Here is a 22973-nt window from a genome sequence, read left to right as displayed (position 1 = left end):
GAACGACATGAACCCAAAAGAAAATTACCTGCACGAGTTCTTCAGGATTTTCTTCGCCAACAAGCAACTGGTGAAGCGCATCTTCCTGATCTTTGCAGTGATCGCGCTGTTGCTGCCGCTGTTGCTCAAACAGAGCTTCGATATCACCGCGCAGGTGATCGTGCAGTCGAAAAAACTCTCCCAGGGCGATGCGACCACCTCGCTGACCCAGGACAACGCCACCTTCATTCCGCCATCGCTGGCGGACATGGAGACCGAAAGCAATATCCTCCGTTCGCCGGCGCTGATTCGTCAGACCATCAGCGAACTGCGCGACCAGGGTCAGTACAACCCGCCGCCGGGGATGCTCAGCAAGCTGGCCGAACCGTTCAAGCGTTACGTCAGCACGCCGCTGCGCGAATATGTGATCAATCCGCTGCGTGATGCACTGGGCATGGAAACCGATCCGGTGCGCGACACGGCACTGGATGGCTTGACCCAGGAGGCCATCGACAATCTGAAGATCGAAACCCTGCCGGGTTCCAATGTCATCTCGATCGTCTACAGCTTCCCTGATCCTGGCCAGGGCACGACGTTCGTTGCCACGCTGTTGCGAAACTATCTGGTCGATCGTCAGGCGTTGCAATCGATCGAGCTGCCGCACTCGTTCTACGAGACCAAGAAGCTTCAGTATCAGGTCCGCCTCGACGGTCTGGAAGGCGAGCGGCTGAGCCTGCTGGAAAGCGTCGGTTCGTCCGATCCGAAAGAGGAAATCACCTTTCGCCTCAACGCGATCAACACCGAAGAGCAGGCACTCAACCTGTATCGCGATCGCTTGCTGCAAAGCCAGCGCTGGCTCGATTATCTGAAAACCAGCCTGGCCACCGCCAACACCAACAAACTCAACGACTACACCTTTCCGTTCACCTTCACGACGACGGTGGACAACATCGCGTTCGAGGATCGCGAGATCCGGCAGATGGGCGAGGCGCTGACCACTCAGGTCAGCCGCTATATGAACGACCTGGCTATATTTCAGCCCAGCAGCGAACCGATGTTGCTGGCCCGCGAGCAAATTGCCCGGACACGCCAGCAGTTCCTCAAAGTGGTCAACAACCGCATCCAGGAACGCACGATCGACCTGTCGGTGGTCAGCCAGGTCATCGAGCAGAAAACCGCGCGCATTGCCGAGTTCAAGAATCGCATCCATCAATTGCAGCAGACCCAAAGCAAGCTGCGCCAGATGGACACCGAGATCGGCGCATTGCACGCAGCGTTTTCAACCTATGCGCAACGCTTTGCCGAAAGCAGCACGACGCGCGCGCTGGATAACGACTTGTCCAACGCCCGTGTCTTGAGCCCGCCGTATGAACCGACCGAGGCGGCGTTTCCCAAGCCGATGCTAATCATTCCGTTTGGCCTGCTCACCGGACTGCTGCTGGCCATTGCCTTCGTCTATGTACGTGAGTTCTTTGATCACCGCTTCAAGCATCCGGCGCAAATCAGCCATGAACTGGGCCTGCCGGTGCTGTTGGTGCTCAACGAAGAAACATCGCAGCCGGGCAATCCGCACAAGAACTGGACCGTGCCGAGCCTGGTTCACTGGGTGCGCAATTGAACGCGGCGTCCATCCCGTGCGTCGCCCTGCCGATCATTCATTTGCTCAGCAGCGGCGGCTTCTACGGAGCCGAGCGGATGTTGCTCGATCATTGCCTGGCGACGCCGGGACAGCATCAGGTGCTGTTCCTCGACGCGCCACCAGAGCTGATCGAGCGCTTTCGCCAGGCCGGGGTGGACGCTCGCGGCTGTGCCGGGCTCGGCTCACTACTGCGGCACTTGCGTCAGCGCCGTGGCGACAAGCCGTTGCTCAACACGCACAACTTCAAAGGTCTACTGTTCGGTTGGGTCGGCGCAACGCTGTTGCGCCTGCCACTGGTGATCACTCAGCACGGTTTCACCCCGCGCAGTCGCAAGCAGAAGTTCTACACCTGGCTAAGCCTGCAACTGTGCCGCACGGCCTCGGTGAAGCGGGTGGTCTGCGTCGCGCAAAGCATCGCTGTGCTGCACCGTCGGGCTGGCGTTCGTGCCGAGAAGTTGCAGGTGATTGCCAACGGTTTGCCAGCGGCGCCAGCACTGCCGCCAGCGCTGGAACGACAACGCTGGCTGGTCGGTTACGTCGGTCGGTTGAGCAGCGAGAAAGGCCCGGATCTGTTTCTTGATGCGCTGATTGCGTTGTGTCACCAGCATCCGCAACTGGACGCCGTGATGCTCGGTGACGGTCCGGAATGTGAGGTTCTGCAGGCGCGTATCGACGCTGCCGGTTTACCACAGCGGATTCGCTTGCCGGGCTATCAGACGGCAATGCAAGGCTGGTGGCAGCAACTCGATGCGCTGGTGATCAGCTCGCGCACCGAGGGTACACCGATGATTCTGCTTGAAGCGATGCAGGCCGGTGTGCCGGTGGTGGCGTTCGCGGTCGGTGGCATTCCCGATGTCTTGCAGGACCGCCACAACGGCCTGCTCGCCGCACCGACCGATACCGCCGCCCTCACCCGTCAGCTCGACACGTTGCTGGCCGAACCGAAGCTGGCCGCACAACTACGCGACAACGCCAGACGCACACAACAGGAGCGCTACGACCTCAAGGCTTTGGCTGAACGCTGGTCGCAGCTGTACATCCACACGGCACGGGAGGCACGCGCATGATTTTCCCGCTCTCGATCGTCAGCCTGCTGGCACTGGTCTGCATGGCTTTGCTGGTCAGTCCTTATCCGTATCTGGCGCCGGGGGCAGTGCTGGGGCTGCTGGGTTTCACGGTGCTGTACCGCAAACCGTCGTGGGGCCTGCTGGGCATTGCCGCGCTGGTGCCGTTTGAAGGATTCTTCAAGGACAGCGCGTTTTCCGGGAGCAAATTCCTCGGTGCTTCGCTGGCGCTGATCCTGGCGTTGCAACTGGTATTGCACCAGATTCCATCGCAGCGCCTGCGCAGCAATCTGTGGCGCTACCTGATCGGTTTCATGGCGCTGTACCTGCTGAGCCTGCTCGCCACCGACAACATGGGCATGTCACAGAGTCATCTGCGTGAACTGAGCGTGGGCCTGATTCTGTTCGTGATCACCTTGTTGATCGGCCGCGAGCTGAACCTCGATCTGTTCGCCCGGCTGGTCACGCTCAGCGTCAGCGCCACCTGCGCGATGGCGATGTTTTCCAGCCGATTCCAGGACAAGGGCCGCGCCGCCGGCCTGCTCGATGACCCGAATGCCTTTGCTCTGCTCATCGCCTTCGCCGTGCCGCTGGGCCTACTGCTGGTGATTCGCGGCCCGAACCTGCTACACCGCTTGTTCTGGGCGGGCTGCTGCCTTTTGCTGCTCGGCGGCATGACCAAAACGGAGTCGCGCTCAGGCCTGGTGGTACTGGCCTTGAGTCTGGCGATCGGGGTCTGGCATTACCGCCAGCACCTCAACCGTATCCGTCCGCGGCATTTCGGATTCGCCATGCTCGGCGCCGCCATCGTGCTGCCATTGGCGATTTATGCGATGCCTGCCGGTTATCTGGCGCGCATCCAGTCGCTGAGTATCTTGAGCGCCGGGGCCAAGGCTCAGGATGAATCCCTCGGCCGTCGCGCCTCGTACATTGTCGTCGGCAGCCAGATCATCCGCGAGCATCCGCTGCTCGGCTCGGGCCCCGGGACCTTCCCGCTGCACTATGCGACCACCGGTTATGCCAAGGCATTCTCGGCCAACCGCAAGATCGGCGACCTGTATCGCCGGGCACATAACACTTATCTGGAGATTTTCAGCGAATTGGGGATTCCCGCCGGCCTGCTGTTTGTCGGCATGCTCGTGCAGGGTTTCTACAACCTGATCCGCGCACGACGCGAATGGCTGCAACGGCGTGAATGGCAGCAAGCGGACCTGATGACCCATCTTGGAATGAGTTTCCTGTCGTTGACGTTGTTTCTGATGTTTCTCAGCGCGCCGAACCTCAAATACCTGTGGATCATGCTTGCACTGACCTGGGTGCTGCGCCTGAAAGCCGAGCAAGCACCGCTGACGGAGGCCAGGGCATGAACCGGATCAGCATCGTCATTCCGATGTACAACGAGGCACGGCACATCGGCCGCACCCTCCTGGCCGCACGCAAAGCCGCGAACGCCGCTGACATCGACTGTGAGCTGATCGTCGTCGACAACGGTTCCACTGATGACGGGCCACAGATCGCCCGCGCATTCGGCGCACAGGTGCTGGTGCTGCCCGGCCTGCTGATCGGCGCCTTGCGCAATCGTGGCGCAACGGTTGCCAACGGTGAATGGCTGGCGTTCATTGATGCCGATATCGAAATGCCCGAAGACTGGCTGAACGAATTGTTCGCTCTCGAAGCCCAGAGTCAGGGCGACATTTTTGGTTTGGATCTGCACACCCCCGCCGCCGCGCCGTGGTACGCGACCGCCTGGCAACGGCGCATGTTGCGTCCATCAGCGCACGCCAGTCGCACCGTGGACTGGCTGCCCAGCGCCAATCTGTTGATGCGCAAACGCTGGTTTGACGTCGTCGGCGGATTCAACGAGACCCTGCGCACCGGCGAAGACAAGGAATACACCTTGCGTCTGAGCACACAGGGCGCTCGGCTGCTGTCGACCAGTAATAGCATCGCCCTGCATTGGGGCTACGAAATGAACTGGCGCGAGTGGATGGGCAAGGAGCTGTGGCGCCAAGGCAGCCACCTGCAGTTGCTGCGCACCCATGGCATGAGCCTGCGCCTGCTGCGTTTTCCGCTGCTGTCGTTGCTGGTCTGGATGACGGATTTTCTACTGATCGTTGCCTTGCTCGCCGGCCTCGCGCAGCTCGCGGTGATCCTGCTGGTGCTGACCCTGCTGCCGAGTCTGATGCTCAGCGTGCGGCAGAGTATCAAGCACCACAATGCTCGCCTCACCTTGCAGCTGTGGGGTCTGCACTGGTTACGCCTGCACCTGCCCAGCGCGGCACTTATTCTCAGTCTGTGTCATTGGAACGCCAGGAGGCCCGCCCGTGGCTGAATTCATTTTTTGCCTGTGCCTGCTGCTGCCGGCGTACGCCTACATCGGCTATCCGCTGCTGCTGACCTTGCTGGCGCCGCTGTTCCCGGCCTGGCGGCACGCGCCGGCACCGCCGCTGAACGTCAGCATCGTCATCGCCGCGCACAACGAGGCGCGTCACATCGAGCACAAGTTGCGCACGCTGCTGGCCCAGGATTATCAGCCCGCCACGCTGCAGATCATTCTCGCCAGCGACGGCTCGACGGATGACACCGTGGCCTGCGCGCACAAAGTGATCGATCCGCGCATCACCGTCCTCGACCTGCCGCGCCAGGGCAAAGCCGCCACACTGAATGCCGGCGTCGCTGTGAGCAGCGGCGACATTCTGGTGTTCACCGACGCCGACAACCAATGGTCGCGCGACACCCTCGGCCATTTGCTCGCGCCGTTGAGCGATCCGCAGGTCGGTGCCTGCGCCGGGCACATGGTGATCCCGGTCACCGGTGGTGGCCTGAGTATTGGTGACAGCCTCTATCGGCATTACGAAGGCTGGTTGCGCCGGGTCGAGAATCGCACCGGCTGCATGGTCTCCGCCGACGGCGCCCTGCTCGCCTTGCGCCGCGAGCTGTTCCAGAACGTACCGGCCGAGGTCAACGACGACTTCTTCATCAGTACCTGCGCGCCGGTGGCGCACAAACGCATCGTTTACGTACCCCAGGCGCAAGTGATCGACCAGGGCGTTGATGAAGCGGGCAAGCAATGGCGCCGCCGCCAGCGGGTCACGGTTGGTGGCCTGCAAAGCCTGGCGCAACGCAGCGCACTGCTGAACCCGTTCAAGTACGGCCTTTATTCCATTGCCTTGATCAGCCACAAACTGATCCGCCGTCTCGCGCCGATTCTCTTGCTGCCGCTGCTGCTGAGCAATTTCTGGCTGTGGAACGAGCACGGTTTCTATCGCCTGAGCCTGATTGCGCAATTGCTCGGCTACGCGGTTGCCATCGCCGGCCTGCTGGATTCGCAACACCGTTTACCCAAACCGTTCCGCCTCGCAGCATTCCTGCTGGTGACGCTGGCCGGCATGAGCGTCGGTCTGTGGCAGTTCCTGCGCGGGCAACGCTACGCACAGTGGAATCCTGACCAGAATCGTTGAGAGGACTCATGCCATGGCGATCAAACAACTGCTAAAACGCACCAGTGGCTGGCTCTATCTCAACTCGTCAGTGGGGCGCAACCAGTTGCACGGTGCCGGGGTCATTCTGATGCTGCATCGGGTGCTGGCCAACGACCGTGCCGCCAACCTGCCGCACCGCAATGAACTGTGCGTCGGGCCCAAGGCCTTCGAGCATTTACTGCTGTGGCTGCGTCGGCATTTCGATTGCGTGCCGCTGATGGAAATCCTCCAGCCCAATTCGCTGCGCAGCGAGCGCCCACGGGTGGCGCTGACCTTTGATGACGGCTGGCGCGACAACGCCGTCAACGCCTTCCCGCTGCTGCAAAAACATCAGGTACCGGCGAGCATTTTCCTCTCCACCGATTTCATCGGCAGCCGTCAGCGTTTCTGGTGGGAAAGCCTTGGCGAAACCCTGTGGGGCAGCCACGGTGAAAAAGCGCGGATGCACTTGATCGAGTGCCTGCAGTTCATGCATCACCCATTGCCGGTACTGCTCGATGACATCGATGTCGACCGCCGCAGCCTGGCGCTGCTGCATTTCCTCCAAGGGTTGAAGACGCTTGACCCGCAGGAACTGGAAAAACTCACCGATGAGTGCCCAGCCGAATCACAGCCGCAAGCGCTGGACTGGCATCAAGTGCGCGCGCTGGAGGCTTCCGGTCTGGTGCGCTTTGGCCCGCACGGTGCCAGCCACGCCATCCTCACCGGCCTTGATGATCAGCGCCTGAACGAAGAAATCAGCCGCAGCCGCGATGCCTTGTACAACAGCTGCAACCGCCCACTGCCGGTGTATTGCTACCCCAACGGCGACAACGATGAACGCGTGCGCGAGCAGATCGCCAATCACGATTATCCGTTCGCCCTCGGCACCGGCACCGGCATTTATCGCGGCGAAGGCGACCCGCTGAACCTGCCGCGCTTCGGCGTCAGTCAGCGCATCGCGTGCAATCCGGCGTTGTTGTCGTGGCGCATTTATCGCGGGGCACGGCCATGAGTCGCAGTAGCTACCTCAAGCATCTGGCGCTGAGCATGGGCACCAAACTGGCAATGATTGCCTTGCGCCTGCTGCGCAATGTGTTGCTGGCGCGGATTCTCGGCCCGAGTGAACGCGGTTTGTTCGCCCTGCTCAGCACCCTGCCGGATCTGATCAGCGCGGCCACCAGTGGCGGCTTGAATTCGGCAGTCGGTTATCAAGCGGCCAATCAGCGGCCGATGGGCTTGTTGCTCACTCAGGTGTTGGTGTTCGGCTGTCTTCTGGCCGGGCTGCTGACCTTGCTGGTGGTCGCGCTGGCCCGTGAGTTCGGCAGCGAACTCGATGTGACGATGCAGCTCGGTCTGCTGGCGTGGCTGTTGCTGCTGGCGGTGCCGTTGACCGTACTTAAAAGCGGTTTGCTGACCTTGCACAACGCATCGGGCGGCGTGGTTGCATTCAATGTTCTGCGGCTGATCGAATCCCTGGCACCGCTGCTGTTGTTTGTTGCGCTGTTCTGGATGTGGAAGGAGGCAGCACTCGAAGCCGCGCTGATCAGTTGGCTGGCCGGCATCAGCCTGGTGGTGCTGGTCGGCTGGATGTGGCTCAAACGCGCACAACCGCTGCAACTGCAATGGGACCGTGCGAGCCAGAACGAGCTGCTGCGATTCAGTGCGCGCAGCCATCCGGACCTGCTCTTTCAACAGATCATTCTGCGCTCCGACTACTTGTTTATCGGCGCCCTGCTGGGCAGTACCGCGCTCGGCCACTACGCCATGGCCAGCGCCGCCGCCGAATTGTTGCTGATCGTTCCGGAGGCGGTCACCACACCGCTGATGAAGCGACTGCTGCAACAGGACAAAGGCATGGACAAGGTCACGCCGCTGGCGCTGCGCCTGACCGCCACGGTGATGCTCGGCGCCTGCCTGACCATGGCAGTGATCGGCGAATGGTTGATCGTCACGCTGTTCGGCGCGGCGTATCAACCGGCGTATCCGGCGCTGCTCGCGTTGCTGCCCGGTCTGCTGGGCCTGTGCTATGCAAGCATTCTGCGCCTGGATCTGATTGGCAAGGATCGCCCCGGCACGGTGTCGTTGCTGATGGGCATCGGCGCTCTGTTCAATCTGGCGCTGAATCTGCTGTTGATTCCTGCCTTCGGCATTGTCGGTGCAGCGGCGGCTTCATCAATCGCTTATCTGGCGGTGACGGTGGCGATGCTGGTGCTTTATTGCCGCTTGAGCAACGTGCCGTTCTGGCAAACCTTGATCATCCTGCCCAGCGACATCACCCCGATGTGGTTGATGCTGCAACGTCGGAAGACCGCATGAAACGCCTGGCCCTGCTGTTCGGACTCGGCCTGACGCTGAACGGTTTCGCGGCGCCGATGCAGTGGGGTGACCTGCGAGACGGCAGTTTGTACCTGCAAACCGATCGACCGGACTCGGTCACCGTGCGCTGGGTTCCGGCGTGGCAGGCCGAGGCCAATGAAGAGCATATTTATCTGCTCGACGGTCAGGGCAAGCTGCAAGGCGAACGGCTGATCAAAGCCAGCGAAACTCGCGGTTCGCAGAGCTGGCCGTTGCTGCCCGGGGCTGCCAGTTATCGCCTGGAAATTCCCGGCTACAGCTTCCGCAGTTATCGCGTCGAGCATGACGATAAAACAGTGGCGCTGTTCAGTCCGGCCAAGGTGCATTTCAGTGTCGAGACCGGCAATGGCGATGAGCTGTTTTTCAAAGTAGCACCGGGGGAACACGCGGTGCTGAACGGCAAATATCATGGCGGGGTCAACGCGCTGCAAGCCCAGCGTATGGACGATGGCCAACAACTGTCGTTGGCCCTCAAACCTTACCGCGCCTATTGGCAATTCGATCAAGTGGCCTTGCCGGTCAGCGACCAGCCCCAGGTCTGGCGCTTGCGCCTGCAGGGCAGCGGCAAAGCGGCATTCTGGCTCGATGGCACAGCCAATCTGTTTGCGCAAAATCCGCAGCAGCTCCAACCCTTGCGTGAAGAGCCGGGCCAAGTACGCCTGACCCTGCACGATAAGGTTCTCGGTCGCACCCCGGATCTAGGCATTGCCCTGCCCAATCTCATGCCGCCCGCAGCCAGTTATGCCGCACTGGATGCCTTGAAACCGAGTGCAGCGAGTTATTACAGCTATGTTGACGTTACTGCGAAAAATGCCCGTTTCGAAGACCCGGTTCGTCAGCTCTATCAGACTCGCTTCGGCATCCGCCAGGACATCACCCTGCTCGCTGGCACCGGGCGTCGGGCCGATCTGCGTGCCGACGTGCAGAGCAACAACGGCCTTGAGGCCTGGCTCGCCGGCACTCGTGCGCTGGGTGGTCAAGGCACACATTACATCGGCTTCGCCGACGAACCGAACCTGAACTATTCGAGCTACGAAGATTATCGAGCGATTTTTGTCAGCATGGCCCGCCAGGTGCGCAGCGATCCGGCGAATGCCAAGGCCGGCGTGCGCATCGCCATGCCCGCCAGCTCACGTTTTATCAACGGGCCGTTCACCCGCAACGCAGCGGACAAGCGCGGCATCGATTGGGCGCGGCGTCTACTCAGTGAATCCGCCGATCAAGTCGATGCATTGGCCTGGCATGAATGGATGGTTCGCGACTTGCTGGCGACCCGGGTCTACCGCGACAGCGTGCGTCGCGCAGCAGAGGTGGTGGGGCTGGACGCTAAAGGTCAGCCACGCAAAGCGTTGCTGCTGGATCAGACCAATCTGTCCAGTGGCTCAGCCCTGAGCCCCTACGATCAGGAAACCCATTACACCGCGCTGTGGTGGGCCTCGGTGGTCATCAACGCTTCTCAGGACGGCCTGCTGAGCATGCTCAACTGGTTTCAGGCCGCCGACGAACCGCCCTACGGCAAGGGCATGGTGCGGGTGCAGGACAACGGTCGTTTTGAATTGAAACCGGTGGGCCTTGCCCAGCAATTCATCGCCCGGCATTGGCTGCCGCAAGTGCTGCAACTGGATAACGACGCTTTTGAGGTGGATGTTCTGGCGATGGCCGGCGACGAGCAGCGCGCACTGCTCGGGGTGAACAAAGGCACACGCCTGCAACGGGTTGATCTGAGCGGTGCCAAGTGCCCGCTGAATCAAAGCGCCTTGCGTTTCTTCGGCGCTGACAACCGCAGCCGCGACATACCGTTCGCCTGCGAAAACGGGCGTGTGCGTTTCGAATTGCCGGGGCAAACCCTGTTTGCCCTGAACTGGAGCGCTTCATGAACCGCCCTTCGATGTACTGCCCCGCGAGCTTCTTGCTGTGCGTGGGACTCTCATCAGGAGAAGAGACCATGGAAGTTTTGCAAAAACTCAGCGGACATATCCGTCGTAAAGGCCTGCGAGCGACCTTGGACAAGATCCGCAGAATGTACATTTTTGCCCATCAGGAACTGCTGTGGATGGAGCGCGATCTGGTCAGCCCCGTGCCGCCGCACAACCTCAAACCCTACCCGCCGCTACGCGTAATGGAGATCACCGCAAACAACGCCAGCGCCTTCACCCGCTACTTCGGCGACCGTGTCGGCGTGATGGCCGAGCTGGCCAGTGAAGGTCACACCGGGCATATGCATGTCGACGAGCAAGGCGATGCCGTGGCGTTTATCTGGGGCTCACCGCGCGACTATTTCGATCGGCATTACTACGGTTGCCGGTTCCCGGTAAAACCCGGCGAGTTCTTCGAGTTCGGTGGCGAAATGACCCGTGCCTACTGGGGCAGCGAATTGTCAGTCGATGTGCAAGTGCGCCTGTGGGAAGCCATGGCCGCCCAAGGCTGCCGCAAAGTGGTCGATGTCTGCGACTCGAGCAACATCCCGGCGCTCAAGCTACACCTGCGCATGGGCTATACCGAACAACAGCGGATCATGAACATCTACACGCTGTTCGGCCGCTGGCGCTTCTATCGCGAAACCCGCTACAGCGGCTCGCGTCTGGCGGCGCTGGGTAAAACTTCCCGTCCACCTGTCACAGCAACGGCGGCCTGAACCCATGGTGATGCGATTCGAATGGCGCACGTCCCTGTGCGCTGCCGACTTCCCGGCGACGGCCTACGAAGCACTTCGCCTGCGCGTGGCCGACCACACGCCGTTCAACAACCTCGGCTGGTTGTGCGCGGCAGAGCAGGCCATGGGCGAGGATCAGCGCCTGCACATTCTGCTCGGCTGGGAAGCCGAGCAATTGCTGCTGTGCCTGCCACTGGTGGCCAGCCGCGAACGCTTCGCTGGCGTACCGTTTCGCGTTTTGCATCACTTGGGTTATCCAATGGCCGATCGCCTGGCCTTGCTGTCGTTGCTCGGCAGCGAAGACATGCACAAGGCACTGGTGCTGATCCGTAAGCATTTGCCTCATGCGCTGCTGCAACTCAACGAACTGTCGGAACCTGCCGGTGAAGAAAGTGCGCTCACCGAATGGATGGCGCGCAGTTCCACGGCTGAACGACGCCTGAGTTGCCGGGTGCCGGTGCATCTGATCAGCGACGCCGATCATCAGGAGGTCTCCGGTGACCCGCGCTACAAGCTGCGTCGGGCGCGCAAACGGATTGCCGCATGCGGTGCGCAAGTGCGGCGAATCACCCCCGATGCGCTGTCGATGCCTAGGATTTTAGAAGCGTTGCAGGAAGTCGAGTCGGTCAGTTGGAAAGGTGACGAGGGCGTCGGGATTTTCGCCACCGAACGCAGTCGTCAGTGGATGCAAAGCGCTTTCACCGCCCTCGCCGCTCAAGGCCTGGTGCGGGTCGTGACGCTGGAGCTGAACGGCCGCTGCATCAGCTATCGCCTCGGCCTGCTCGAACAGGGCCGCCTCTACGATTACAACCTGGCGTTTTTGCCGCAATACGCCGACCTCGGTAGCGGCCGGGTGTTGCTGGAGGAATGGATTCGCTGGGGGCTGGATGAGCAATGGCGCTGGATCGATGCGTCGCGGGTCAGCCTGGAAAACTCCAGCCATCAACTGCACGAACGCATGACCGGGCAACTGGAACACTGGCGCTGGAGTTTCTACTCGTGGCGCCCGAGCGGTTTGCTGCTGGGCCTGGGGCTACGCCTTTGGCACCGCGTCAAACCGACCCTGCAAAAATGGCGCGCCCAGCGTGCCGGCAACTCAACGGCGGCGAACACATCCGAAACTCAACCGGCAACACCATCCAACACACCTGGGCTAGCGCCTCGGAGGGCATCATGAGCGTCATCGAAAATCTGCTTCTGCGCATCAAACAAAAAGGCCTGCGCCGCACCCTTGGTGCGCTGTGGAAACGTTACGTCTTCGCTCACCGTGAATTGCTGTGGATGGAGCGCGACCTGGTCACGCCGATTGCCCCGAACAAACTGCGCCCCTGTGAAGGTTTGCGCAGAGTCGACATCACCGAAGACAACGCCAAGGCATTCAGCAAGTACTTTGGTGACCGCGTGGAGACCATGGCCGAGTTGGCCGCTGAAGGGCATACGGGGCATATGCACCTGGACCAGGACGGTCACACCGTCGGGTTTGTCTGGGCCAGCACTCGCGACTATTACGACCGCCACTTCTACCGCTGCACGTTCCCGGTCAAGCCCGGTGAATACTTTCAGTTCGGTGCCGAAATTACCCGGCAGTATTTCGGCAGTAGCTTGACCGTCGATGCACAGACCGCACTATGGCAAGTCATGTCTGCCCGAGGCTTTAAAAAAGTCGTGGATATCTGCGACAACGCCAATGTACAGGCCCTGAAGATGCATATTCGCCTGGGCTATCAGGAACAAGGGCATATCACGCATGTTTACGACCTGTTCGGGCACTGGCGTTTCTTCCGCGAATCGAACTACAGCGATTCAAGACTGGAGGCGCTGCGCAAGCCGGAAAGACCGGTAGTGACGGCGGCGGCGCAGGCTTGATTCACATCTGAAAGGTTGTGGCGGTCATGAGGCCGCCTTCGCGAGCAAGCTCGCTCCCACATTGGATTTTGCTCGGCGCAGATCCAATGTGGGAGCGAGCTTGCTCCGGGCGGCGTTCCGACGAAGGGGCCAGTGAAGGCAATGAAAGATTTCAGACCTTGGTGGCAACCAGGGTAAAGCACATCGGCATCTGCGCCTCTCGATTCAGATACTGGTCATACACCTCTTCCCGATTCGAATGCGGGTATTCCTTGAAGTGCGCAATATTCAGCCCTGCTCCGATGGCACCGCTGAAAATCGCCCCCAGCGTATGCACAAACCAATACGACTTCGCCGCCTGCTGCTCAACCTTGCCGACATAGACAATCGGTTCTTCCTGCACAAACGGTTCGGCGCGGAAGTACGAGCTGGCGAGGCGGTAGGGATCTTCCGCATCCGGGTCGACCATTTCCAGGAACGGATGGGTTTCGTAGATCACCAGTTTCCCGCCCGGTTTCAGCGTTGAAGCGACATGGCGGAAAAACTCACCGATGTCCGGCATCCAGTTCAAAACACCAATGGTGATCAGCGCCACATCGAAGCGGTTCTGCAACGACGCCGGCAGATGATGGATATCGCTTTCGATGAACTCGGCATTATGCGGTGAACGCATGTTCAGCTCACGCGCCTGCTCGAGAAACGCCGTCGACTGATCGACACCGACCACGCTGCGCGCACCGAGGGCAAACAGCGACAGACTCTCGCGGCCGTTGTTACAGCCAAGCTGAATCACATCTTTGCCGTCGACCTCCAGCAACCCGCTCAATGTCTCATCAAGGCAAGAAAAATCCGCCTGCGCAACTTCGCCGAGCAAGGCCTGCCAGTCAGGCGAATCCTGGTGATGGCGGGCGGAATCGTTCCACGCCTGTCGATTGCTCTCGATGGCGGTTTTATTGTTGGGCACTTCCATGGCGCACTCCGGACGATGCTCGTGATTGAGCGGATCCGAGTCTAGATCAGCCCGGCAATTGCGGTTGTTGCAAACTTGTAAGCCAATTCCTTGGGATCCGATGTGGATCGAGCGTTGGGGGCGTGGGCAGCTATAGTTAATAGCCTTGGGGAAAACCGCACTCGCAGGTGCCGCCATGCATATGCTCGATCGGTTGTTGTTGACTGGCTGTCTGCTTGCTGCCACACAGGCGCAAGCGCTGGACAGCAATTTCAATTATTACGGGCCCAACCAGCCCTTCGCCCACCCTGCCCCGTATTCACTGAGTTCCACGCCGCCCAAGCCTTACGACGATACGGCGCCGCAGGATTTTGTGGTGATCCCGGGTGACCATGAATTCTACGATTCGCAGTTGCCGACCGTGGCGGATGCGACGGTGCGGGTGTTTATCCGCACCTACGATGCCGAGCGCGGGATTTATGTGAATGACGAGGTGCTGGATCCTGGTTGTGTGCTGGAGTGTTTGAGTCGGCAGCAGCATTGATCCGGCACCTCCGATCCCTTGTAGGAGTGAGCCTGCTCGCGAAGGCTGGGGGTCAGCCAATATTGTTTTAACTGACACACCGCTTTCGCGAGCAAGCTCGCTCCCACAGGGGTTTTGCAGGGTTTGAAAATCTGCTGTAAGGCTCAGAGGGCGACGTGGCTCTCGTTCAGGCGTTCGCGCAGGAATTCGACCAGCGCCTGCACCGGCCTTGAGGCCTGACGATGCTGCGGATACACCGCCGATAACGTCAGCGGCTCGGGGCGCAAGTCATCCAGCACCGGCACCAACCGGCCATCCTTCAACGCCGCGCCGACAATGAACGTCGGCAAATAGGTAATGCCCATCCCCTGCACCGCCGCATCCCTGAGCAACTCGCCGTTGTTAACGCGCATGCGCCCGGTGACATTGACCAACAACGGTTTGCCCTGCCCGGCATTGAAGCGCCATTGCACCGAACGCCCATGGCCATAAGGCAGGCAGTCATGGCTGTGCAGGTCTTCCGGCTTGAGCGGCGTGCCGCGCTCGGCGAGGTACGCCGGACTGGCGCAGTACACGCGCTCGATCGACGCGATGCGCCGGGCAATCAGCGTCGAGTCTTCGAGCACACCAATGCGCAGCGCCAGATCGTAGCCCTCACCGAGCAAATCCACCGGCCGATCACTCAGATCGACCTCTACCGTAACCTCACGATAGCGCTGCAAGAACAGCGGCAGCAGACAGCCCAGATGTGCCACGGCAAACGACAGCGGCGCACTCAGACGAATCGTCCCGCGTGGTTCGGCGGTTTGCCCGGCGATGCCCTGCTCCACTTGTTCGACTTCACCCAACAGGCGCAACGCCGATTCGTAATAACTCTGCCCCAGCGGCGTCACGTCCAGACGCCGAGTCGAGCGGTTCAACAACCGCACGCCGAGACGCTCTTCCAACTGCATCAAGCGACGGCTGACGAACTGCTTGGACAGGCCTAACTGATCGGCCGCCGAGGTGAAGCTGCCGGAGTCCATGACCTGGCAAAAAATACGCATGTCTTCGAACGGGTTCATTGTCACTCTCTGGTAGACAGTTAAACGCTTTATAGCCGCTTTTTCACTTTTGAGCAGCCCATTAATCTGTGCTCACGGTGTTGCTGAGGCCTGAAGCCCAGCGCCACAGCAGCCCGCAACCCAGGCATAAAAAATCAAAAACATTCAAAAGGATTTCCACCATGAACATCGTCAAGAAAACCCTCACCGCTTCCCTCCTCGCCCTGTCCATCGGCAACGCTTTCGCCGCCGAAACCAGCGGTGTCGAACACAACACCCAAGCCTTCCTCAACGCCCTCGCCGCCGGTGGTGGCAAACCGCTAGAGCAACTGAGCCCGAAAGACGCCCGTGCGGTGCTGACCGGCGCGCAGGCTTCGGTGAAGGTCGATCTGTCGGGTATTGAAGTCAGCGACAAGGCGATCAAGGTCGATGGCCAGACCCTCAACCTGAAAGTGGTGCGTCCGGCCAAGGTCAAAGGCGAGTTGCCGGTGTTCATGTTCTTCCACGGTGGCGGCTGGGTGCTCGGCGATTTCCCGACTCACCAACGCTTGATTCGTGACTTGTTGGTGGGGTCCGGTGCGGTCGCGGTGTACGTCGACTACACGCCGTCGCCGGAAGCGCAGTACCCGACTGCGATCAATCAGGCCTACGCCGCAACGAAATGGGTGGCTGAGCACGGCAAGGACATCGGTGTCGACGGCAAGCGCCTGGCCGTGGCCGGCAACAGCGTCGGCGGCAACATGGCGGCAGTCGTGGCGTTGATGGCCAAGGAGCAGAAAGCCCCGGCGCTGCGCTTCCAGTTGCTGATGTGGCCGGTGACCAACGCACAGTTCGACGACGGTTCGTACCAGCAATTTGCCGAGGGCCACTTCCTCACCAAAGGCATGATGCAGTGGTTCTGGGACAACTACACCACCAACCCGGCCGAGCGTACGCAGATCCATGCCTCGCCGCTGAATGCCAGCGCCGAACAGCTCAAGGGCTTGCCTGCGGCACTGGTGCAGACTGCCGAGTTCGATGTGCTGCGTGACGAAGGCGAAGGCTATGCGCGGCACCTGGATGCGGCGGGTGTAGCGGTGACCTCGGTGCGCTACAACGGGATGATTCATGACTTTGGTTTGCTCAATCCGCTGAGTCAGATTCCGGAAGTGAAAGCGGCGGTGCGTCAGGCGGCGGCTGAACTGAAAACTCATCTGAATCCTTAACAGCAAAAGATCGCAGCCTGCGGCAGCGCCTACATTGGAATACGTTCTTCTGTAGGCGCTGCCGCAGGCTGCGATCTTTTTATTGGCAGACACTGCGGAGCACCGGCCATGACCTTTTTCTACACTCACCTGCTGTCCTGGAGCGCTGCCCTGCTGCTGCTCGACGCGGTGCTCTGGCACTTCTCGCCCTTCACCCATCGCGCCCCGAGAGTCGGTGTACGGCTGGTGTTGTTCCTAGCGTTCACGGCGCTGGTGATCAACGCCGGCGTCAGTCCGTTGCAAGCACCACAATTCACCGATGACCGCGTGGCGCAACTGGGTGCGACGGCACTGGGAATTCTCTGGTGGCTGTACGCTGCGCGGGTGCTGACCGAGGTGATCGGCCTGGCGCTGATGCGCCGCATCGGCCACAGCGGTCGTTTGCTGCAGGACGTGATCGGCGCCCTGGTGTTTCTGGTCGCCACCGTCGCCGCAGCCGGTTACGTGTTGGAATTGCCGGTAAAAGGACTGCTGGCAACCTCGGGCGTGGTGGCCATCGTTGTCGGTCTGGCGCTGCAAAGCACCTTGGCCGATGTGTTTTCCGGGATCGTGCTCAACACCACCAAGCCGTATCAGGTGGATGATTTCGTGGTGATCGATGGCGTCGAAGGCAAAGTCTTCGACATCGACTGGCGCGCCACGCACTTGCTGACCAGCGCCGGGACCATGGCGGTGGTGCCGAACTCGGTCGCGGCCAAGGCGAAGATCGTCAACCTCAGTCGCCCGAACAACATGCACGGCGTGTCGATCAGCATTCAGGTGCCGAATCACATCCGCCCGCGCCGGGTACTCGATGCGCTTGATCGCACTTTGCAGGGCAGCAGTTCGCTGTTGCTGACGCCAGCGCCGAAAGCCGTGCTGAAAGAGGCCGGCGAAACCATGTCGGAGTACGTCGCCAGCGGGTTCATCGCCGAGCTCGGCAAGAAAAGCGAAGTACGCAATCAACTGTTCGACCTCGCCCACCGGCATCTGGAAGCGGCAGGGATTTCGCGGCATCCGGATGGCGTGATCGAACCCTCGACCCGCGCCCGTGCGTTGCTCGATGAAGTGAAAATCTTCCGCTCGCTGAGCAGTGATGAGCGCGATCGTCTGGCGGAATCGATGGTTGCCCAGCAGTACACGGCGGGCCAGGTGGTGCTGGATCTGGACGAGGTTCCGGACAGTCTGTTCGTGATTGCCACCGGGGTGGTCAGTGCGACGGTGCCGGACGGCGACAGCCAGGTCGAGGCCGGGCGGATGGGGCCGAGTGAGGTCATGGGTGAACAGAGCATTCTGGCGGATACGCCGTCGCAGGCGACGTTCACGGCGTTGACGTCGAGCATCATTTATCGACTCGACAAGAGCCTCACCCGTCAGTGCATGGAGCACCGCACGGAGGTGGGTCAGGCGTTGAACAAGTTGCAGGCGGTGCGTCAGCAGAACAGTCGCCTCGCGTTGATGGGCGAACCGGTGGCGGTGAGGAAAGGTGGGTTTTTGGGTTGGTTGCAGAAGCGTTGAAGCGGCAAGATCAAAAGCCTACCCCCTCACCCCAGCCCTCTCCCCCAAGGGGGCGAGGGGGAAAGGGAGCCGATCTCCGTTTGCTTCAAGTACGGAGTTCGACTCGATTCCCCGTCGGTGCATATCCCGAGAGACCACCTCGGTCAGTCCCCTCTCCCCAAGACCTCAGAGGATAAGGAAGCCGATCTTCAAGCTGTTCAAAACTGAAGTTCGGCTCGGTATTGCACGTCGGCGTACCTCGAAAGAGCCCCTCGGTCAGTCCCCTCTCCCTCCGGGAGAGGGTTAGGGTGAGGGGCTTTTCAGGATCAGCCGATTACTTGGCAGTGAACTTGGTATAGCTGTTGATCAAATTGCGATAGTTAGGCAGACGCTCCGACAGCAAATGCGCCAAACCTTCCATGTCGTTACGCCAGTCACCCTGCAGCTCGCACGCCACCGAGAACCAGTTCAGCAGGTGGGCACCCGCTGCCGACATACGCGCCCACGCCGCTTGTTGCACGGTGGTGTTGAAGGTGCCGGAAGAGTCAGTCACCACAAACACTTCATAGCCTTCAGCAATCGCTGACAAGGTCGGGAACGCCACGCAAACGTCAGTCACCACACCGGCGATGATCAGTTGCTTGCGACCGGTTGCCTTGATCGCTTTGACGAAATCTTCGTTGTCCCACGCATTGATCTGGCCCGGGCGCTGAATGAACGGCGCATCCGGGAACTGCTCGCGCAGTTCAGGCACGATCGGGCCGTTCGGGCCTGCGTCGAAACTGGTGGTAAGGATGGTCGGCAGCTTGAAGAACTTGGCGATGTCGCCCAGCGCCAGCACGTTGTTCTTGAATTCGTTCGGAGTGAAATCCTGGACCAGCGAGATCAGACCGGTCTGGTGATCGACCAGCAATACAACCGCATCATCTTTGTTCAGACGTGTGTAAGGAACGCTCATGGGAAAACTCCTGATGGACGGATGGATGGATGAAGCGTGAAGCGCCGACCGGATGGCCGGCGCTTCAGGGGAAATCAGAAAGCGAAGCAGGAACAGCCGAACGCGCCCCAGAAACCGGCGAAGTCGCTGACCGGTGCGTTCGACATCCGCGCCTTTTCATGGCTGTGGGTGTGCACCGCACACGGCCCGCTGCACTGATGAACCTGCGCCTGCAACGGCGAATTTGGCCGCCAGTGGCCCGGGACTTTGACCACCGGCGACCAGTCCGGCAGCACTGGAATCGAGCGTGGGCCGAGGTCTTCGAAGTCGCCGGCCGCGTAGACAATCTTGCCGCCGACCACGGTCATGACCGATTCGATCCACTTGATTGCTTCTTCCTCGACATGGAAGAAGTCCGCGCTCAGCGCCGCAAGATCCGCCAGTTGCCCGACCTTGATCTGGCCTTTCTTGCCCTGCTCCGAGGAGAACCAGGCGCTGCCGTGGGTGAACAGTTCCAGCGCGGTGGCGCGCGGCAGACCTTCTTCGTACAAGGCCAGACCGCCGACGGTGCGACCGCTGACCATCCAGTACAGCGACGTCCACGGGTTGTAACTGGAAACGCGCGTGGCATCGGTGCCGGCGCCGACCGGAACACCTTCGGCGAGCATGCGTTTGATCGGTGGTGTCGCCTCGGCGGCTTGTTTGCCGTAACGGTCGACAAAGTATTCGCCCTGGAACGCCATGCGATCCTGAATCGCAATGCCGCCGCCCAGTGCTTTCACCCGTTCGATGTTTTGCGGGGTGATGGTTTCAGCGTGGTCGAAGAACCACGGCAAACCGTTGAACGGAATGTCGCGATTGACCTTCTCGAACACGTCGAGCATGCGGCTGATCGACTCGTTGTAGGTCGCGTGCAAACGGAACGGCCAGCGCTGTTCGACCAAGTGGCGCACCACCGGCTCCAGCTCCTCCTCCATTGTCTGCGGCAGGTCCGGGCGCGGTTCGAGGAAGTCTTCGAAATCGGCTGCCGAGAACACCAGCATTTCGCCGGCGCCGTTGTGGCGCAGGAAGTCATCGCCCTGATGCAACTTGACGCTGCCGGTCCAGTTCTGGAAATCGCTCAGCTCTTCTTTCGGTTTCTGGGTGAACAGGTTGTAGGCGATGCGCACGGTCAACTGGTCGTCTTTGGCCAGTTGTTCGATCACCTGATAATCGTCCGGGTAGTTCTGGAAACCGCCGCCGGCATCGATCGCGCTGGTCAGGCCGAGGCGATTGAGTTCGCGCATGAACTGGCGGGTCGAGTTGACCTGATATTCCAGCGGCAGCTTCGGCCCCTTGGCCAGCGTCGAGTAGAGGATCATCGCGTTAGGCCGCGCGACCAGCATGCCGGTCGGATTGCCGTTGGCATCGCGAACGATCTCGCCACCCGGCGGGTTCGGCGTGTCGCGGGTGTAGCCGGCCACGCGCAGGGCGGCGCGATTGAGTAGCGCACGGTCATACAGGTGCAGGATGAACACTGGTGTGTCCGGCGCGGCCTGGTTGATTTCTTCGAGGGTCGGCATGCGTTTTTCAGCAAACTGGAATTCGTTCCAGCCACCGACCACGCGCACCCATTGCGGGGTTGGCGTGCGGTCAGCCTGATCCTTGAGCATGCGCAGCGCGTCGGCCAGCGACGGCACGCCTTCCCAGCGCAGTTCGAGGTTGTAGTTCAAACCGCCACGGATCAAGTGCAAGTGCGAGTCGTTGAGACCCGGAATAACGCAGCGGCCATGCATATCGACCACTTGCGTGTTCGGCCCGCGCAAGGCCATGGCCTGGTTGTCGTTGCCAACGACCACGAAGCGGCCGTCGGTGATGGCCACGGCACTGGCCAGCGGTTTGGTGCGGTCTACGGTATGAAACTGGCCATTGAATAAAATCAGATCGGCGCTCATCGCAGTTCCTCAAGCAAAGTGAAAAGGAGCAAACCCCGCGCGCTCAGCGTGGCGAGGTTTCTTGGGAATCGAGGTGTTCATGGGCTTGGCTGGCTTCGAGCCACGGTGTAAACAAACGGGTTACCGGCGGCATCACCACGTACACCACCGACAGAACGATGGTCAGGGTGATCAGGAACGTGGCCACCACGTAGTTGGAAAGAATCGGATGCAGCGCCAGCAGCGGTCCCCAGATCAGCGGCACGAGCAAGGTGTGCGGCAGAATCACCAGCAACGTGACGACCGCTTGCTTCCAGCGCGGCGGCGGCGAAGCGGCATCGGCCAGTGGTGTAAACCAGAACTCTTTGATCGGCGCGACTTCAGTCTGATCGCCGTCAGCCAGCATCGGCGCCGCTTCGGCGACCAGTGCCTGACGCTGCGGCGACTCCAGCCACCCCTGCATCGCTTCAGTGGAGCTGAAACGCAGCACGCAAGTGTAGAAATCGAGACGCCCGCGCTTGCCGCGCACCACGTCCACGCCCAAATGGCCTTCACGCTGGCTCGCGACGCGGACGATATTGCGCAGCCAGGCCTCATACGCTGACTCGAAACCGGCCTTGACCCGGTGCTTGATGATCAGCGTGACCGTCTCATCGGCCCCCGGCGTTTGTGGATCGAGGACTTCAGGCATAACGCAGCACTCCGGGCAAACGAACAGGAATCACCAGCCGTCCCGGCCCGGCGATCAACACAGTGGTAAACAGGATCAACAGCAACCAGCCGAACTGCCCTTCAGCCACACTCCATTGCGGATGCACGACCAGCAGTGCCACCAGCAGCACAAAGAGAATAGGCAAGCACGCCAATCGCGCCAGCACCCCGGCGACGATCAGTAGTGGACAGAGGACTTCGGCGAAGATCGCCAGGATCAGGGTGAGGTGGGCACCGAGGTGGAACGGGTCTTCGATCAGTTGCAGTTGCGCGGTGAAATCCAGCAGCTTGGGCAAGCCGTGGACGCACAGCAGAAACAACCCGCCGCTGACCCGCAGGAACAGCAAACCGATGTCGCGTGCCTGTTCATCTGTTGAGGCATTCATGACCCGACCCTTGAAATGTCATTGGCTGGAATCATGCCAATGATGGTCGGGAGGAAATTGGATGGGTGTGCTCAGTTCTACGGCATTCCAAAATTCTTGGAGCACCGCAGCCCCCTGTGGGAGCGAGCTTGCTCGCGAAAGCAGCGTGTCATTCAAAGTATTTATAACTGACCCGACGCCTTCGCGAGCAAGCTCGCTCCCACAGGGAATGGGTTCAGACAGGTGCTTCGAGGTTATCCAGCACCCGATTCACCGCCAGTTCACCGAGCATGATCAACTGCGCAATCCCCAACAACGCCCGGCGCTGCGGCGCGGGCAACAGGTGAGCGACGTCTTGGGCGATGGTTTTGGCCGAGGCGAGTGTATCGCTGGCATCGGTCAGCAGTTCTTCGGCTTTGGTGTCGGCGGTTACGGCATACATGCCGCGAGTTCTGCGTGGCGGTGGCGTGGCGGTGGCGTGGAGCCGGGTGGCAGGAGGTAGTGGTCGAGGTGGCGACCGTATGCAGGTTAGCGAACCGGTAAAAAGGCAACCCGGTAGACCCGAAGGTCTCCCGCATACAGCCGCCATAGCGAAGTGCAGACGATAGCCTGCTACGAAGCATGGAGCGCTGATGCACTTTTTTTGGTCCGAGTCGCTAAACCCGATCGCTGAGTTTTCAGCGACCACCAAACGATAGAGACCCGACCACAAGCGCACAAGCCGGCGGATTCTGGCGTAGCTGTAGGCAAAGGCGCAAGGTTGCGTAGCCTGAAAGAGTGTCTGAGGGTGTTGCTTAAACGGCGATGTTTAAA

At 60.6% G+C, this 22973-nt stretch carries 20 protein-coding genes and 1 pseudogene; 14 read left to right on the top strand and 7 right to left on the bottom strand.

Features of this window, described 5'->3' with window-relative positions:
* The first annotated feature begins 7 nt into the window (after positions 1-7).
* The 11 genes from AC0ZWN_RS08810 to AC0ZWN_RS08760 all read left to right on the top strand — a co-directional run bounded on the left by AC0ZWN_RS08810 (position 8) and on the right by AC0ZWN_RS08760 (position 13020).
* Positions 8-1597: a GumC family protein gene (locus tag AC0ZWN_RS08810; protein WP_476334730.1), complete on the top strand. Its 1590-nt coding sequence runs from the start codon at positions 8-10 to the stop codon at positions 1595-1597.
* A complete protein-coding gene (locus AC0ZWN_RS08805) occupies positions 1582-2685 on the top strand; it encodes a glycosyltransferase family 4 protein (RefSeq protein WP_476334767.1) in 1104 nt (367 codons plus the stop codon). Before AC0ZWN_RS08810 ends, AC0ZWN_RS08805 begins: the two co-directional genes overlap by 16 nt.
* Positions 2682-4049 (top strand): O-antigen ligase family protein, encoded by a 1368-nt coding sequence (locus tag AC0ZWN_RS08800; protein ID WP_476334729.1) that lies wholly within the window; start codon positions 2682-2684, stop codon positions 4047-4049. The genes AC0ZWN_RS08805 and AC0ZWN_RS08800 overlap by 4 nt, the downstream gene beginning before the upstream one ends.
* Positions 4046-5014: a glycosyltransferase gene (locus AC0ZWN_RS08795; protein WP_476334728.1), complete on the top strand. Its 969-nt coding sequence runs from the start codon at positions 4046-4048 to the stop codon at positions 5012-5014. The genes AC0ZWN_RS08800 and AC0ZWN_RS08795 overlap by 4 nt, the downstream gene beginning before the upstream one ends.
* Positions 5007-6143: a glycosyltransferase gene (locus tag AC0ZWN_RS08790; RefSeq protein WP_476334727.1), complete on the top strand. Its 1137-nt coding sequence runs from the start codon at positions 5007-5009 to the stop codon at positions 6141-6143. Before AC0ZWN_RS08795 ends, AC0ZWN_RS08790 begins: the two co-directional genes overlap by 8 nt.
* A gap of 13 nt (positions 6144-6156) precedes the next feature.
* Positions 6157-7158, top strand: a complete 1002-nt coding sequence (locus AC0ZWN_RS08785; RefSeq protein WP_414915462.1) for a polysaccharide deacetylase family protein — start codon at positions 6157-6159, stop codon at positions 7156-7158.
* The gene (locus AC0ZWN_RS08780; protein WP_460063982.1) at positions 7155-8462 is read left to right on the top strand and encodes a lipopolysaccharide biosynthesis protein; all 1308 of its coding nucleotides are present in this window, start codon (positions 7155-7157) and stop codon (positions 8460-8462) included. The genes AC0ZWN_RS08785 and AC0ZWN_RS08780 overlap by 4 nt, the downstream gene beginning before the upstream one ends.
* Positions 8459-10378 (top strand): hypothetical protein, encoded by a 1920-nt coding sequence (locus AC0ZWN_RS08775; RefSeq protein ID WP_476334726.1) that lies wholly within the window; start codon positions 8459-8461, stop codon positions 10376-10378. The genes AC0ZWN_RS08780 and AC0ZWN_RS08775 overlap by 4 nt, the downstream gene beginning before the upstream one ends.
* Before the next feature lie 68 nt (positions 10379-10446).
* Positions 10447-11136: an N-acetyltransferase family protein gene (locus tag AC0ZWN_RS08770; RefSeq protein ID WP_476334725.1), complete on the top strand. Its 690-nt coding sequence runs from the start codon at positions 10447-10449 to the stop codon at positions 11134-11136.
* 4 nt (positions 11137-11140) lie between these two features.
* Entirely contained in the window at positions 11141-12331 is a 1191-nt protein-coding gene (locus AC0ZWN_RS08765; RefSeq protein WP_476334724.1) for a GNAT family N-acetyltransferase, read from the top strand.
* Positions 12328-13020, top strand: a complete 693-nt coding sequence (locus AC0ZWN_RS08760) for a GNAT family N-acetyltransferase (RefSeq protein WP_095124757.1) — start codon at positions 12328-12330, stop codon at positions 13018-13020. Before AC0ZWN_RS08765 ends, AC0ZWN_RS08760 begins: the two co-directional genes overlap by 4 nt.
* Positions 13021-13171: 151 nt before the next feature.
* On the opposite strand, the gene AC0ZWN_RS08755 is transcribed toward AC0ZWN_RS08760, so the two are convergent.
* Positions 13172-13969, bottom strand: a complete 798-nt coding sequence (locus AC0ZWN_RS08755) for a class I SAM-dependent methyltransferase (protein WP_476334723.1) — start codon at positions 13967-13969, stop codon at positions 13172-13174.
* Positions 13970-14144: 175 nt separating this feature from the next.
* On the opposite strand from AC0ZWN_RS08755, the gene AC0ZWN_RS08750 reads away from it, so the two are divergent.
* Positions 14145-14492, top strand: coding sequence for a hypothetical protein (locus AC0ZWN_RS08750; protein ID WP_476334722.1), 348 nt, complete (start codon positions 14145-14147; stop codon positions 14490-14492).
* Between the two features lie 143 nt (positions 14493-14635).
* On the opposite strand, the gene AC0ZWN_RS08745 is transcribed toward AC0ZWN_RS08750, so the two are convergent.
* Positions 14636-15535 (bottom strand): LysR family transcriptional regulator, encoded by a 900-nt coding sequence (locus AC0ZWN_RS08745; protein ID WP_093439300.1) that lies wholly within the window; start codon positions 15533-15535, stop codon positions 14636-14638.
* Positions 15536-15696: 161 nt separating this feature from the next.
* On the opposite strand from AC0ZWN_RS08745, the gene AC0ZWN_RS08740 reads away from it, so the two are divergent.
* Positions 15697-16719 (top strand): alpha/beta hydrolase, encoded by a 1023-nt coding sequence (locus AC0ZWN_RS08740; RefSeq protein WP_476334721.1) that lies wholly within the window; start codon positions 15697-15699, stop codon positions 16717-16719.
* 108 nt (positions 16720-16827) lie between these two features.
* Positions 16828-18255 (top strand): mechanosensitive ion channel domain-containing protein, encoded by a 1428-nt coding sequence (locus AC0ZWN_RS08735; protein WP_476334720.1) that lies wholly within the window; start codon positions 16828-16830, stop codon positions 18253-18255.
* Between the two features lie 313 nt (positions 18256-18568).
* Here the strand turns inward: AC0ZWN_RS08735 and ycaC are convergent, their stop codons facing one another.
* The 5 genes and pseudogenes from ycaC to AC0ZWN_RS08710 form a co-directional block, all read right to left on the bottom strand.
* Positions 18569-19192 (bottom strand): isochorismate family cysteine hydrolase YcaC, encoded by a 624-nt coding sequence (gene ycaC, locus AC0ZWN_RS08730; protein ID WP_007913541.1) that lies wholly within the window; start codon positions 19190-19192, stop codon positions 18569-18571.
* A 74-nt stretch (positions 19193-19266) separates the two neighbouring features.
* On the bottom strand, positions 19267-21105 hold the full coding sequence (locus AC0ZWN_RS08725; RefSeq protein WP_099758574.1) for an amidohydrolase: 1839 nt from the start codon (positions 21103-21105) through the stop codon (positions 19267-19269).
* A 43-nt stretch (positions 21106-21148) separates the two neighbouring features.
* Positions 21149-21775: an antibiotic biosynthesis monooxygenase gene (locus tag AC0ZWN_RS08720; RefSeq protein ID WP_093439313.1), complete on the bottom strand. Its 627-nt coding sequence runs from the start codon at positions 21773-21775 to the stop codon at positions 21149-21151.
* Complete coding sequence (locus tag AC0ZWN_RS08715) at positions 21768-22181, bottom strand: DoxX family protein (protein WP_476334719.1); 414 nt, start codon at positions 22179-22181, stop codon at positions 21768-21770. Before AC0ZWN_RS08715 ends, AC0ZWN_RS08720 begins: the two co-directional genes overlap by 8 nt.
* Positions 22182-22395: 214 nt before the next feature.
* Positions 22396-22685, bottom strand: a pseudogene (locus AC0ZWN_RS08710) (DUF6124 family protein); the annotation flags it as partial.
* Positions 22686-22973 lie beyond the last annotated feature (288 nt).

It is taken from the genome of Pseudomonas sp. 3B-A001-10F, from assembly GCF_056313565.1.
This window is presented reverse-complemented; position numbering and strand designations above follow the sequence as displayed.